This is a genomic window from Fictibacillus marinisediminis, assembly GCF_023149135.1.
Classification (GTDB): domain Bacteria; phylum Bacillota; class Bacilli; order Bacillales; family Fictibacillaceae; genus Fictibacillus_C; species Fictibacillus_C marinisediminis.
This window is the reverse complement of the sequence record NZ_JAIWJX010000002.1, coordinates 2705050-2719274: the sequence shown is the minus strand read 5'-3', so window position 1 is coordinate 2719274 and position 14225 is coordinate 2705050. Positions and strand designations below refer to the sequence as shown.

Genomic DNA, 14225 nt, shown 5'->3' with positions numbered 1-14225 from the left:
GGAGGTAATTATGGCGGAAATTAATAAACTAATGGTTGTAGCCCACCCAGATGATGAAATTATTTTTGGCGGGGATGAATTGATACAGGAAAAAGGTTGGAAAGTGATTTGTATCTCAGAAGGAAATAATGATACTCGTTCACAAGAATTTAAAGCAGCTATGAAAAAGGTAGAAGCCGAATATGAAATCTGGAGTTTTAAGGATGCATGGACAGAACACGTTAACCGGCCGAAATTAGAACAGGAGTTACAACGGATAATCCACGAGCGCCCCTATCGCAAAATTGTTACGCACAATTTACAAGGTGAATACGGCCACCCTGAACATAAAGCTCTTTCTGAAATTATGAACTCTATAGTAAAAGAAAACTTATTTATGTTTGATTTATCGCTAGAAGAAGTATTACAAGTGGATATATTAAAGCAAAAACTTGAAATACTTGAAGTGTATGAGAGTCAAAAACATGCTGTAGAACAGCTCCTTCCTTATGTAATTAAAGCCAGGTCTATTCAGGTAAAATAACTTTAATAATGGAGAATAGCAGAATACAAAAAAGGTCATTTACTTTAATTATCCAGAAGATAAAAACCACATAAAATGGCTTTTGAAAAAATTGTAAAAATTAGCGGTGGAAAATTAAACCTTAAATACGATATCTATAATTACAAAAGAGATGTGTATGATCTTTCGTATTAGCAAAAGTGTACAGCGAATAGTTCTCATTATTCGGTGTTTTTTGTTGTTATTTTAACTGTAATTTCAGCTGTTAAATTTTAAAAATCCTTACAAATCAATAAACATAGAAAACAAATACCGTTTTGTTCTGCACTTGTAAAGTAAACGAATGGATTACATTTGTTGATTGGATGTTCAAAGGCTATTCTCTACGAAAATCGGAAGAAATCGTAGGGGTTACTTGGGTTACGCTTTTTTATTGGAGACACAACCTCTTGAACGCTCTTAAACAAATCGATTTTGAACAATTTGAGGGTATTGTTGAGGTAGATGAGACCTATTTCTTATACTCTCAAAAAGGGCAGCGTGGCATTACTGGGAGAAAACCTCGTAAACGTGGTGGCAGCTCCAAACACAGAGAAATTACCACGAGCAAGTTTGCGTTCTTGTTGCCAGAGATCGCACAAAGGCAACTGTTTCCAAAGTTGTTTGTATGGGGCGTATTGTTAAAACCAAAGTTGAAGAAATGATTGGTTCAAAGTTAACACCTGAAAATGTGCTTGTGACAGATGCTTGGAGAGCCTATAAAACATACGCGAAAGAAAAAGGCATCGAGTATTACAGAATTAAATCGAACGATGATAAACAGAACAATGGATAAACCGATTTAAAGGTGTAGCAACAAAGTATCTCGACAATTACCTTGCTTGGTTCTTGTTTGTGGATAGCCGTAGCAATGAAAGCACAAAACATAATATTAAGGAATTCCTATTATCATCTTTTGTTTTTGAAATGACAGATACTTACGATAGTTTACGTTTATCAAAATGCGCTCTATAGTGCTTATTTAACTATCGGGCAGTATAGTTGAAAAAGGAACTTAAATTTAAATCTCGAATATCTAATGTAATCGCACAGCTAAAAATTTGATGACAGACAGGAGTTAGATACGATGATAAAAGGTTTCGGAGGAATATTTTGGAGAACTAAGAATCTTGAAGTTGTAAAAAAATGGTACAGTGAAGTGTTGAAGATTGAAGTGGAAAATTGGAATGGGACTGTGATAAAACCCCAATTAGGAAATGAGACTATCTTTTCTTTCTTTACCGAGAATGACAGTTATTTTCCAACAGAACAACAAGTGATGTTAAATTTCCAAGTACATAATCTAAACGAGACTATTAAGCATCTTGAACATATTGGTGTACCTCTTGCAAAGAAAAAAGAGATTAGTGAATTTGGAAAGTTTATTTGGATTGAAGATCCTGAAGGTCGACTGGTCGAGCTTTGGGAGAAATAACGAGTTGTAATTCATTTGCTATTGAGCTAACGGGGGCGTTAGTTGAACAAAAAAGGAGAACCTCGACAAATGCAGGTTCCCCTAATTACTATATGAAAATCGACATTTAATTTTACAGAGCCAAAATTTAAAAAAGAAATAACGATTCTTCGTATTTGACCCATAATGTTCACTAACTATTATTCGTACCGCTTAACCAACTCAATAATAGCTTCAATCAATTTATCCGTATCACCTGAAAACAAATGAAAATTTAAAGAGTTTTGCAGGTGTTGCATTTGTGTATGTATTTTATCGAATTCTTTAAATTCTGCTGACCAGTGAAGATCAGGAATGGCTGCAAAAAACGTCTATCAATAGTCCTGTGTAAAAATACTTCAGCAGAGTTATCTCCGGATAAAGTGATTTTTTCATAAGAAAATATAATGTTAATCATCCTTTCTGATAAAAGGTTGTGAGTTTAATCATTATCTATGTAGATCGTTATTTTTTCTAAAATGAAGTCGATCTATTTCACACATCGGACGCCATTACTAATATGGCCGAAGGTGACTATAAATTTATCCTATCGTTTGAAGATATTGAGGGACACCGATACGAACCATTCTTTTCTATTATGCATAAAGGGAGCGGTGGATATAGTTTTAATTCTGTAAGCATCCTCATTAATAACTAATCTTTATTTAGCAATAGGGTGCTTTCCTGGAACAAGGATTAGAGCTTTTTTCATTTTAAGGCCAGTTTGCCGAGGAAACAGTTATAACATATATATGGAAAATTATTTGAAAGGATGTACTAAGATGAGTGCGATGATATTAACCTTAATTAGGGACATTTTCGCTGCCATCTGAGGTTCATTTAACAAATCGAAATTAGAGGAGGTTAAAATGGAGAAGCAGGCTGTTTTATTTCATTCATTGGAGGGTGAAAAAATCTACTTCAAAGCACTTAGGATTGAGGATGTTCAAGAGATACATCATTATGCGTCAGATCAAGAAGTTTCACGATTTATTGGCTGGAATTTAATGAATACTTTGGAGGAAACTCGTCAGTACATTGAAATAATGTTAAAACGTGAGTCGGCAGGTACTCATTTATATTCCTCCATTGTTGAAAAATCAACTCAAGCAATTATAGGGACAGCCATGATTTTCAATTTTGACCAAGGAGCAAACAAAGCTGAAATTGGTTATGTGTTGCATAAACATCATTGGGGTAAGGGGTATGGCACAGAGATTGTTGCATTGATGAGTGATTTTGCTTTTAAATCACTAAATCTTCATAGACTCCATGCTATGGTAGTGGATGCCAATATTGGTTCTGCACGGATACTTGAAAAGAACAGGTATGAGTTAGAAGGACGTTTAAAAGACCACTATTTTATAGAGGATAAGTATTATGATGCATTACTTTTCGGCAAAATTACTAACCTGGAAACTTAGCGTTCTTATACAGATAAAATGAAGAGGTTTGTTGACCATAATTTCAATAAAATATAGTCCATTCTTATACAATTAAAGGGCGCTTTCCTGAAATAAGGATCAGCGCTTTTTTAAAATTTTCAAATAGTTATGTGAGGAAATAGTTGTAAGACTATCAACTAGTAAAAAAATGGATTAAAATAATGGGGAAACGCCATCAAAACAACTGGACAATTAAATGCATTTATCATTCATAGATCATTTGCTGAAGATACATATTCGAATGCATATATTGATCATTTTCTAAATTGTGAAGTGTTGGAAGATTTTAGTGCTGAACCTATGATGATTGGTTCTATTACTTATCCTTTATATGATCTTGCGCTAGTTGAAAAAAATGATAACTTCACTTTATGTAAACAGCTAGAAACCAATGAACTACTATACGTTAAAAATGAATATATTCAACAAAATGAAACGGGGCATTTTACTGCTAAGACCGATGTTTCTTGTGCACAAATAAGCGTAAGTAAAGGAGACATTGTCTCAGTTGTTGATGATAGCTGTACGGGGTATGACTTGATAAAAAAAGAAGGTTTAGAAGGCTGTGTACCGAAAGACATTCTTCTTGAATTGAATATGAGGGAAATAAAAAACAAACGTAATATAACGATCTTCAACTAAAGGGCGTATTTCTTCAAGAAGGAGAAGTGGCTTTTTTATTGATTTAAGGGCAGGATTGTTGAACAATGTATTTCAGCTATGGGGGTAAATATGAGAAATAGAGGTTCAGTAGTTTTAGTTGAAAATCAAAAAGTAGGTCTGATTAAGAGGGTTAGAGGGGATTCAGTTTATTATGTATTTCCTGGTGGTGGAATAGAAGATGGAGAGACACCTCAAGAAGCAGCCAAAAGAGAAGCTCAAGAGGAATTAGGAGTAACGGTTAATATAAATGAGTGTATCGCAGAAGTTGAATTTAACGGCACTCAATACTTTTTTCTTGCTGAAATAATAACTGGAAATTTTGGTACAGGGAATGGTGAAGAGTACACAGATTTTAATAGAAAGCGAGGAACTTATCTACCATTGTGGATTGAAATAAACCAGTTATCATCTATTGATGTTAAACCAAAAGAAGTCGCTATAAAAATTCAAGCGTTATTCAACTAAAGGGTGCTTATCTGTAATAAGGTAAGCTCTTTTTGTTATTATGGCTTGTGTTAAAGAGAATGATTTGAAATAATTGGTATTATTCTATGTGAAGGAAGATTAAAAAATGGACCTACTCACTGGTAAAGTAATTATAATATCTATTTTTCTTTTAATAATAACAGTTATTGAAACATTCATTGTTCAGTACTATGGTTATTGTATCGAGATTTTCTACGATGATCCAGCAACCTTTAACTGCAAAGCTCATTGCGGAGGCACCAGATTCAAATAAATTATCCCTTATTGAAGGACAATATCGTGTACTTATTGGGGTAACATCTTTAGGCGTTATCATTGGAATAATGTTATTTCCTACATTCATCACCATCTTCTCAAGAGCTATTGTTCAGCTTTCAAAATGAAAGAGGCTCAATAATCAAACTGCTAGTTAAGCATTTAAATTTATCTAGGTTTAAAAAACTTATAAAGTGTATTAGAATTCCAAAGATTTCATATCTAGACGGAATTACTTTGAGTACCATTCCAAAACGTTTATTTTTTGTAAATGTGGTAATCTCTGCGGTTTTTACAATAGGAGTACTTTCCTCTATTTATGCTTCGATGTTGGTACCAAAAGATTATGCACAAGCAGCTTTAATGTCATCTGGCATTATTAACGGTATTGCAACCATCCTTTTAACATTGTTTATTGATCCAAAAGCATCAGTTCTAGCTGACAGAGTGGTTAAGAAAGAAAGTAAGTATGTTTTTCTAAAAAGTTACTCGTTAACAATGATATGTTCAAAATTTATAGGTACATTAGTAGCACAACTTATCTTTATACCTGCTGCATATTATGTTGCTGGGTTTGCTAAATGGATATAAAAAGTATATTCAACAATCGGGTGCGTTAGTTGAAGATCGAGAGGGCTGATAATAGCTCTCTTTTTTTGAACAAACGGGCCAGATAAAGGAGTAAACCCATGTTGTTACAATGTAACGGTAATCTTTGATAGACAATAGTGAAAGCAGCAATACACAAGTAGATTTGAATTCCAGCAAGATGGTTTGACAAATTTGAGCTAATTTATATAATAGTTTTATGGTATTAAAACAATTGGATGATCAACAACGCATTAAGGTATTTAATGCATTAGCGGATGAGAAAAGAATACAGATGATTCGTTTACTATTTCACGAGAACAATCGCCCTATGTGTTCGGATATTGGAAGGAGTTTAGGAATCAGTAAGTCAAATGGTTCTTATCATTTGAAAATTTTATCGGACGCACAATTAGTGCTAATTGAACGTGAAGGTGTGACAAAGTATATCACGCTAAACAAAGAGATATTTGATTATTATTTACCGGGGTTTTTGGCTACGCTCTGATGTAGCCACTTTTTTTATTCTAAAGTCATAAAGTTTTATGACTTTAGAATAATATGAGGAGGAGAAAAAAATATGAAGATGAAAAGTAAAGAAAATGGTCTTATCTTAACCTTGTGTTTCATCGTTTTATCGGGTGTGATGAATTCAATTTTGTTTAATGTGGCACTTGTCGATATGAAAGGAGAACTAGGGGTAACAACTTCTATGATTAGTTGGGTCGTGATTTTATATACATTGGTCATTGCCTTCGGTTCTATTACTTACAGTAAATTGGCGTCATACTTCCAACTTAAGACCTTATTAATCTTCGGTGTGTGTATGTTCGTGTGTGGTTCCATTATTGGTTCCATAACCAATCAGTATATCTTTGTGATCATTGCAAGGATTATTCAATCTGCTGGAGGCAGTGCTTTCATTGCCTTGTCCATGATTATCGCCAATCAATATATGACAGCTTCTAAAAGAAACCTGGCATTAACGTTAATTAGTGGATGTTTATCATTAGGTTCAGGAATAGGATTTTTGATTGGCGGCACGTTTACTTTCTTATGGGGCTGGCATTCTTTGTTTTTATTGATGTTGTTGGTCGTTCTGACGCTCATCGGGTTATTTGTGGTTATGCCTTCCGGGTATGCCAACGGGAAAAAAGTTACCCGTCCTTTTGACTTCATCGGGTTATTTTATTTATTGATTTTCGTTGTGTCGTTTATTCTGGGTGTTAAAATGAATGGCTATCTCCTTATCATAACTGCTCTGTCAGTAGTTGGTTTAATGGCTCATGGTAACCGCAAAGATTTGGCTCTATTTGTCGATCTATCTGTATTTGGACATTTCGCTTTTAACAGATTGCTTGTGATAAGCTTTGTTAATAACGCAGCAATGGTGGGCATTGTGTTTTTATTCCCATTATTATCCGAGCAGCGTTTTCATCATTCAGCTATTGGCTCAGGTTTTATTTTGGGTGTGATCTCAATCTTTGCCTTTTTGATAAGTTTCATCGCAAAAAAGAGCCTGCATGTCTTAAGCAGTAAACAACTTATTGGATATTCCGCGATCATAGAACTTATCGGATTCCTGATATTGGCGACTGTCGGTGTAAGACAATCAATATTCGCAACTCTTGGCGTTTTCTCCATTTATATTGCTTTTACAATGATGACTGTGGCAATCAATATTGAAATTCCACAAACGATAGAAAAGGACAAAATTGCGATGGGTTTAGGAATATATAATCTTATCAACTTTTTGGGCATGTCATTTGGACCGGCCATATCAAGCCGCATTTTAGAATCGTTCTCTCATTTCAGTTATGCTTTCACCTTTTTTGTTGTTATTTTAATCTTGTCGATTATTTTATCATTAATAGGATCTAACCAACTATCATCAAAGCATGCGAAATTATAACTACAAGGGAATGTGTTGTACAAAATACAATCGGTATCTCTACAATAAGGTTATATTCTGGAAGTGGTTTTCCCGTCTTCCACAAACGGGTGCGTTTCTTAAAAAAGGAGAAGTACACTTTCTTATTAAAGTAGAGGCTGCTCCTTTTGTTTCTAATTATCATTTTTAGGAAGTCGCTTTCCGACGCCGATGAAAAAGTATATAACGCCCATGTTAAACACAAGTGATGTAGGGATCTTAATAGAAGTGGAACTGTTACAGGAATATAGTGACCAGTACAGCCGTAATTGGAAACGAGATCCGCCATGTTCTTATATGAAACGATAAATAACCGACCACGAAGACTAAAATAAGAATGAGAGAAGTAAAAAATAGCCAGTCTTTAAATGGAAAGGATGTAATAAAAAATAAACAAATTATGAAATATGCTATTACTAAATAGATTCCATGCCTCAAAGAAAAACCTCCTTCTTTCAATTTTTACCAATACCCATACATGAGAATTTACAAACAACTAATTAATATATGTTACGGTAAAAGATTTAAATTGGGAGACCATTTGATTAAATCATTTGAACCAAATCGGTAGTAGTTTTTATTCCACAATCAGGTGCATTTTTTCTAGAAGGAGAAGTATGCTTTTCTGAAAATGTAAATAACAGCAATAAATAAAAAAGGGATAACAAATGTTATCCCTAAAAACTTAGCTCCAGTCTACTGGTGGTTTTACTAACTGTGCCTTTATTTCTAGCTCTTCAGCTGCTGCTAAAATAAATTCTTTTCTAAAGAAATAACTTTTATGACTTACTATTTTATCATTTTCAACTTCTTGCATTTGGATGTCATGAATTTCAGGTCCATTTTCACCATTAGCTAAAACAAGAATAACCGGTTTACCCCATAGAATAGTTTCTTGGGCTGCATGACCAGGCAAACCAAATCTGAGAGATCCTTTTAGCATTTCTTCTTTCGAGAATTCTTGGAAACCAGAGAACGCTTCATTTTGTGCTTGATCACTGAATAACTGTAACATCCCTTGTAAATCCCCAGAATTAAAGGCAGCTAAATAAGCTTGAATAGTAGCGTTGGCCAATTTCGTACCTACTTTTCTTTTAGAGGTTGACATATCTAAAGAAGCAAGGTTTCTTCTGGCTCGCTGTACAGAAGCATATACTCCGCCTGGTGTACTATGAACTATTCCGGCTACTTCTTCCGCGGAAAATTGAAAAATATCGAGCAAGAGAAAAGCTGCTGTTTGTTTAGGGGTCAAATTAGACTCCAAGGATATTAAAATTTCTTCTAAAACAAGCGTATCTGAAAAATCTTGGATTGGCTCAATGCTCTCTTCTAATGTTCCCACTTCCCGTTTTCGCTTTCTGCATTGATCGAGCCATGTATTGGTTGCCATTCGGAATAAGTAGTATTTTTTATCCGTAATCTCACTCCAGCGGTGCGGTAACAAACCGAACGATTTGATCATGGTATCTTGATAAAGATCTTCACCATCCCAAGCGGACCCAGTAACATATTTACAATAATTCCACAGGTCTGATGAATAAAATGAAACGATTTCTTCAAATTCATTTTTTAACCTTCGAGTTTCATTCACAATATCATTTTCAATTTTAAGAGATTGCTTCATATTTCCCCTCCTAAAGTCTTTACATTAATAAGACGTTTAGATATAGGAAAATTATACGGCTTTCTAAAAAAATTAAATAGCTAAAATTATTAATAATTAATGGTATGGAAATCACTTCTTATTCCACAATCGGGCCATGATTGTTGAATAAGGTCCTTACGAGTTGCAAAAGAATTACTCAACTCTTCATTGTGATGTCTATAATCTGTTTGGCACTCTTAAGTTAACTTGGTAAAAAGAAATCCAATTTGATATTTTCGGAATGTGACCGATAAAGTAAGAGTTAGACTAACGTTGGAGTTTAGTATATTAAAGGAAAAGGGAGTTTATATGATTATTCAATCAGATATTAATAGAAGCACACAGGTTTTAGATCCCATATCCATCTTATCTTCGCTCGAAAAAAACTTAGCCATGATTGAATTCAACCTGGATAGAAAAGTGATCTGGGTAAATGATAATTTTTCACAAGCCATTGGTTACAATGCGAGTGAACTAATTGGTATGGATCATCAGGAATTTTGCACTCAAGAATTAAGAATTAGCACTGAATATATAGAATTATGGAATAATCTCCGCAAGGGCAAAAAGTTTCAAGAAAAGATAGAAAGAGTGAACAAGCAAGGCAAATTAATATGGCTAGAGGCTACATATATTCCAATCTTAAACGAGGACGGAAAAGTACATGCCGTCTTAAAAATAGCAACAGATATTACGAAACGTGAAAATATAACATTAGAAATAATTGATAAATTAAAAAAAATGCCCAATGAATTAGTGAATGTAGTAATGGGGAATTCCTCTAAGAAAATGAAAGCTGTCCATTCATTGGAAAAGCAAATACATTTAATTGATGAAACATCCAAGTTGATAAAAAATATTTCTGCTCAGACGAATTTATTAGCATTGAATGCCGCCATAGAGGCAGCACGAGCCGGGGAGCATGGGAGAGGTTTTAATGTTGTAGCCCAAGAAGTTCGTAAATTATCAGGCAATGCAGACGAAGCTATTAAGGAAGTTAATTCTAATATTGAAAACATTACAAAGGAGCTTTCAAACGTAAATCAAATAACGAAAGACCTCCAAAAATTGGTCGAGGATACAAAACAGACATTTGAACAGACGATAGCAGAATTTGAGAAGATGCAATAACACATCCTGATAAGTATCATGAGATTAAAGGGGGCTTATCCATGAAAGTAAGCTTCTTTTTTTATATACAATTATGTTTAAAACACTTAAAATCTCAATGATTCGATTTCGCTTATATTAGTAAATAACCCCGTAAAAGTATTGCTTTTCATTTTAATTTATGCCAGATTACAGTATTAATTTTTTCCACAATCGGGTGCGATTGTAGAAAATAGCAATCAATCTCTGCTATATAGCATTAGGAGGATTTAATTTGAATAAGAAATTAAGAAAATCATTCACAGATAAATCGATATCTGGTGTTTGCGGGGGGATAGCTGAATATTTAGGTGTAACCTCTTTTCTGGTAAGACTTATATTTATCCTTTTACCTGCAAACTTGCTGATATATATCATTCTTGCCAATACACTTCATGACAGTCCTCCTTCATTATGATTTTCAACGATCGGGTGCGTTAGTTGAAGATATGGTTGCCAATACTGGGATGCTCTTTTCTTCATCAGCTAAAGGGCAGGATTGCTTAGTAAAGAGATGGAGTTTATATTCTAAATAAATTAAAAAGCCGTCTCTTCAGACGGCTTTTTCGGCAATCGGGCACTTTCCTTTAGTAAGGAGAGTGCTCTTTCTGCATATAAGGGCCATTTAATGGAGGGAAAATCCCAAGCAGAAACGAATATTTATATTCGAAATGGATCAGTCTCGGTAACAATAATGTTGAAAGAAAATAAAGTGTTAGACCAAAAATAAAGTATTAGACTTGCTCAAGAAGAGCAAAGCGATAAACGAAACAGTCGATGAACAGGAGAGTGAAGAAGAATCATGATCAATGCAGCACACATTATTCTCTACAGTACCAACGCTGAGGCAGACCGGGTATTCATACGCGATGTACTCGGGTTAGCTGGGGTTGACGCCGGCGATGGTTGGCTAGTCTTCAAACTGCCTCCTGCCGAAATCGCCGTGCATCCTACAGACGGGCTTGATAAACACGAGTTTTACTTGATGTGCGACGATATCGAGAAGACGATCACAGAACTAACCGCTAAGGGCATCACGATCTCGGAGCCAATCAGCGAGCAGCGTTGGGGCCGGCTTATCTCCATCAAGCTTCCCAGCGGCGCTGATCTCTCAATTTACCAGCCACGACATCCCACTGCCTACGATCTAGAGGGCTGAGTCACCGTACATCCATTTCTTTCTCTCCGCTAAGCGTTAGCACAATAACTAAAGAGCATTTTTAATCTTCTGCAATTGGGCGCCTTCTTTATTAAGGTGGCGTCTTTTTGTATTGGGCCAGATAGCTTATTGAGAGTCATTTGGTTGTTAACTTTGAGATAAATGTAAAGTAGATCATTTATAACCTTTTAAAGATGCGAATAAAAATAGGTATCATTTTCGAAATGAATTGCTATCCTCTCGTGCCGATTGAGTTTTTAAAAATCTTAATACGTTATAAAAATGAAAAAGGGAAAAAGTTGATTTATGGGTTTTGCAACTTTGATAGAAAACTATTTTATGACACGGTGCAATTAATTTAATTCAGGGCTACCCATCTATTTTAAAACATTTTGAAAACGGTAGTTAAGTACAGAAGGGTGAAGCTCAATGATCGCGATCTATGCAAGGGTGAGTACAGAGGAGCTGGTGAAAAAAGGCTTCATCTTGGAAGATCAGATCAAGGAATGCCGGAAGAATAGTTTTCAGATCCACACTTTTTAAAATGCACTTTGATAAATCAAGTGTAGCTTTGCACAGACCACTATAGTAATTTTGTATATCGAGACAATGTTTATACAATAGTACAGACACCTAACAAGCCCAACCCGGCATACAGATAAGAGTAACGAAAAAAGCCGGGAGGTGTCTGTATGTCCGGGTTGCTAGCCGTGTTAGCGTACTTTTTCAAAGAGGTAATGCTGTTTGTTTCGTATGTAAAAAACAATGCGTTTCCGCAACCCCTCTCCGAAAATGAGGAGAAAGAATACTTAAAGCTGATGGCCGAGGGAGATCAGGAGGCCAGAAGCAAGCTGATCGAACACAACTTGCGTTTGGTTGCACATATAGTAAAGAAATTTGAAAATACAGGTGAAGATACCGAAGATCTGATTTCAATCGGAACCATTGGGCTGATCAAGGCAATAGAAAGCTATTCGAGAGGGAAGGGAACGAAGCTTGCGACGTACGCTGCGCGATGTATTGAAAATGAGATTCTTATGCATTTGCGTGCGTTAAAGAAGACCAAGAAAGATGTTTCTCTTCATGATCCGATCGGTACCGATAAGGAAGGGAACGAAATTACACTCATTGATGTCCTGAAAGCAGAAACTGAGGATGTCGTTGATGCCATTCAGCTCAAAATGCAAAAAAAGAAAATCTATGATTACATTCATGTTTTGGATGATCGGGAGAAGGAAGTCATTGTCGGCCGGTTCGGACTTGATCTTCAAAAGGAAAAAACCCAGCGGGAGATCGCGAAGATGCTGGGAATCTCGAGAAGCTATGTCTCAAGGATTGAAAAGCGAGCCTTAATGAAACTGTTTCATGAATTTTATCGAAGCCGGCAGCAGGGGCAGAAAGAAAAGCCCTCCTATTAATTAAATACAATAAAAGTACTGGCCAGAGAATGGACCCAGTACTTTTATTTTTGCTAAAACTCTTATCATTGCCAGCTATCACCCCTATTACTGGAGAAAAAGGCTTGAGGATCTCTTCAATATCCGAGGCTCATTATGATAGAAAATCAACAATATGCTAAAAAAGTATGCGTTCAAAAAACAGGAAATGAAACGAAATAAAACAAGCCAGTCTATGCTGGCTTGTTTCTTGTTTATTAGAAATTCCCGCCGAATGTCTGGTAAATCAGGAGGGCATTCAAAAAGATAATGAGCGTGGCTACAATACATAATAAAACGTTCGTCAATGGTCGGTTCGCATATTTGCCCATAATCTTTTTATTGCGTGTAAACATGATAAGCGGAATGATCGTAAACGGCAGCTGCATGCTGAGCACAACCTGGCTGACTACGAGCGCTTTCCACGTATCAATTCCCATCCCAATGATGATAAGAGCGGGAATCATCGTTACAACCCTTCTAACCCAGATTGGCAGTTTAACATTCAAGAATCCTTCCAATATATACTGTCCTGCCATTGTTCCTGTTACTGAGGACGATAGGCCGGCTGAGAGCAGCGCGATCGCAAAAGCAAGGCTGGCAAACCCGCCAAGCAGAGGAGTAAGCGTTGAATAGGCATCCTCAATCGATTTGACGCTCACTCCATTTTTGAAAAAGACAGCAGCTGCGACAATGATCATGGCCGAATTAATGAACCAGGCAATGTTCAAAGCAAGAAGGGAATCTACGATCGCAAACTTATATACGCGATGATTATGTTTTGGCTGGTCCTTCTTCAAACGATTTTTCACAACCGAAGAGTGAAGAAAGATATTATGCGGCATCACGGTCGCTCCGAGCATACCGATGGCCACTAAGATGCTGGCTGAACTAAGTTGAGGCACAACCATATGATAGCCTACTTGGGCAAAATCTGGTTTGGCATAAAATAATTCCATGATATAAACAGAGGCTACGACTAACACGAAAGCCAGTATGATCTGTTCGATGAAACGATATCCATACTTATGAAGAAGCAAGATCCCAAATGTAACAGCAGCTCCGATTAATGCGGCTGGAAATAAAGGGATTCCAAGAAGTATATAGATCCCGAGTGCAGCACCGAGAAACTCTGCAAGATCGGTAGCCATGGCAGCAAGTTCTGCTGTTATCCATAAAAAAACAGCAACCGGCTTTGAAAAATGCTGGCGGCAGTTTTCTGCCAATGATTTCCCTGTAGCTACTCCGAGTTTGGCAGCTGTAATCTGTAAAAGAATCGCCATTAAATTACTAAGAAGGAGAACCCATAACAGCGTATAGCCAAACGTGGCGCCGCCTTCAATGTTCGTTGCCCAGTTACCAGGGTCGATATAGCCGACACTCACAAGAAACGCTGGTCCGAGAAAAGGAAACGCTCTGCGAAATTTACCCTTCTTAGGGATAGCAGTAGCCAGTGCTTTACTATTCATTGTTGC

At 36.2% G+C, this 14225-nt stretch carries 15 protein-coding genes and 3 pseudogenes; 15 read left to right on the top strand and 3 right to left on the bottom strand.

Annotated elements, in window-relative coordinates:
* Positions 1 to 10 precede the first annotated feature (10 nt).
* The 3 genes and pseudogenes from LCY76_RS14525 to LCY76_RS14515 all read left to right on the top strand — a co-directional run bounded on the left by LCY76_RS14525 (position 11) and on the right by LCY76_RS14515 (position 1976).
* Positions 11 to 523, top strand: a complete 513-nt coding sequence (locus tag LCY76_RS14525) for a PIG-L family deacetylase (protein ID WP_062234407.1) — start codon at positions 11 to 13, stop codon at positions 521 to 523.
* 284 nt (positions 524 to 807) lie between these two features.
* Positions 808 to 1516, top strand: a pseudogene (locus tag LCY76_RS14520) (IS1595 family transposase); the annotation flags it as partial.
* Between the two features lie 112 nt (positions 1517 to 1628).
* Complete coding sequence (locus tag LCY76_RS14515) at positions 1629 to 1976, top strand: VOC family protein (protein ID WP_248253210.1); 348 nt, start codon at positions 1629 to 1631, stop codon at positions 1974 to 1976.
* Positions 1977 to 2155: 179 nt separating this feature from the next.
* On the opposite strand, the gene LCY76_RS24180 is transcribed toward LCY76_RS14515, so the two are convergent.
* A complete protein-coding gene (locus tag LCY76_RS24180) occupies positions 2156 to 2266 on the bottom strand; it encodes a hypothetical protein (protein WP_248254689.1) in 111 nt (36 codons plus the stop codon).
* A 597-nt stretch (positions 2267 to 2863) separates the two neighbouring features.
* Here LCY76_RS24180 and LCY76_RS14505 point away from each other — a divergent pair.
* The 6 genes and pseudogenes from LCY76_RS14505 to LCY76_RS14480 all read left to right on the top strand — a co-directional run bounded on the left by LCY76_RS14505 (position 2864) and on the right by LCY76_RS14480 (position 7343).
* Positions 2864 to 3418 carry a GNAT family N-acetyltransferase gene (locus LCY76_RS14505; protein ID WP_248253209.1) on the top strand — a complete coding sequence of 185 codons (555 nt, stop codon included), beginning with the start codon at positions 2864 to 2866 and terminating at the stop codon, positions 3416 to 3418.
* A gap of 321 nt (positions 3419 to 3739) precedes the next feature.
* Positions 3740 to 4081: an SH3 domain-containing protein gene (locus LCY76_RS14500; protein ID WP_419714950.1), complete on the top strand. Its 342-nt coding sequence runs from the start codon at positions 3740 to 3742 to the stop codon at positions 4079 to 4081.
* Between the two features lie 90 nt (positions 4082 to 4171).
* Positions 4172 to 4567: an NUDIX hydrolase gene (locus LCY76_RS14495; protein WP_248253208.1), complete on the top strand. Its 396-nt coding sequence runs from the start codon at positions 4172 to 4174 to the stop codon at positions 4565 to 4567.
* 106 nt (positions 4568 to 4673) lie between these two features.
* A pseudogene (locus LCY76_RS14490) lies at positions 4674 to 5434 on the top strand (lipid II flippase family protein).
* Positions 5435 to 5651: 217 nt separating this feature from the next.
* Positions 5652 to 5939 (top strand): ArsR/SmtB family transcription factor, encoded by a 288-nt coding sequence (locus LCY76_RS14485; RefSeq protein WP_272885621.1) that lies wholly within the window; start codon positions 5652 to 5654, stop codon positions 5937 to 5939.
* 72 nt (positions 5940 to 6011) lie between these two features.
* A complete protein-coding gene (locus LCY76_RS14480; protein ID WP_248253207.1) occupies positions 6012 to 7343 on the top strand; it encodes an MFS transporter in 1332 nt (443 codons plus the stop codon).
* A 703-nt stretch (positions 7344 to 8046) separates the two neighbouring features.
* Here LCY76_RS14480 and LCY76_RS14475 read toward each other — a convergent pair.
* Positions 8047 to 8985: an RNA polymerase sigma factor gene (locus LCY76_RS14475; RefSeq protein WP_248253206.1), complete on the bottom strand. Its 939-nt coding sequence runs from the start codon at positions 8983 to 8985 to the stop codon at positions 8047 to 8049.
* Positions 8986 to 9315: 330 nt separating this feature from the next.
* Between LCY76_RS14475 and LCY76_RS24175 the strand changes: the two are divergent.
* From LCY76_RS24175 to sigK, 6 genes and pseudogenes are all read left to right on the top strand, one after another.
* Positions 9316 to 9708: pseudogene (locus LCY76_RS24175) on the top strand (PAS domain-containing protein); the annotation flags it as partial.
* Between the two features lie 39 nt (positions 9709 to 9747).
* Positions 9748 to 10137 carry a methyl-accepting chemotaxis protein gene (locus LCY76_RS24170; protein ID WP_419714996.1) on the top strand — a complete coding sequence of 130 codons (390 nt, stop codon included), beginning with the start codon at positions 9748 to 9750 and terminating at the stop codon, positions 10135 to 10137.
* Between the two features lie 253 nt (positions 10138 to 10390).
* On the top strand, positions 10391 to 10573 hold the full coding sequence (locus tag LCY76_RS14460; protein ID WP_248253205.1) for a PspC domain-containing protein: 183 nt from the start codon (positions 10391 to 10393) through the stop codon (positions 10571 to 10573).
* Positions 10574 to 10957: 384 nt separating this feature from the next.
* A complete protein-coding gene (locus LCY76_RS14455; protein ID WP_248253204.1) occupies positions 10958 to 11314 on the top strand; it encodes a VOC family protein in 357 nt (118 codons plus the stop codon).
* A 429-nt stretch (positions 11315 to 11743) separates the two neighbouring features.
* Positions 11744 to 11857 (top strand): recombinase family protein, encoded by a 114-nt coding sequence (locus LCY76_RS14450; RefSeq protein ID WP_248253203.1) that lies wholly within the window; start codon positions 11744 to 11746, stop codon positions 11855 to 11857.
* 149 nt (positions 11858 to 12006) lie between these two features.
* Positions 12007 to 12732 (top strand): RNA polymerase sporulation sigma factor SigK, encoded by a 726-nt coding sequence (sigK, locus tag LCY76_RS14445; protein WP_053357801.1) that lies wholly within the window; start codon positions 12007 to 12009, stop codon positions 12730 to 12732.
* A 236-nt stretch (positions 12733 to 12968) separates the two neighbouring features.
* On the opposite strand, the gene LCY76_RS14440 is transcribed toward sigK, so the two are convergent.
* Entirely contained in the window at positions 12969 to 14219 is a 1251-nt protein-coding gene (locus LCY76_RS14440) for an Nramp family divalent metal transporter (RefSeq protein ID WP_248253202.1), read from the bottom strand.
* Positions 14220 to 14225: the final 6 nt, after the last annotated feature.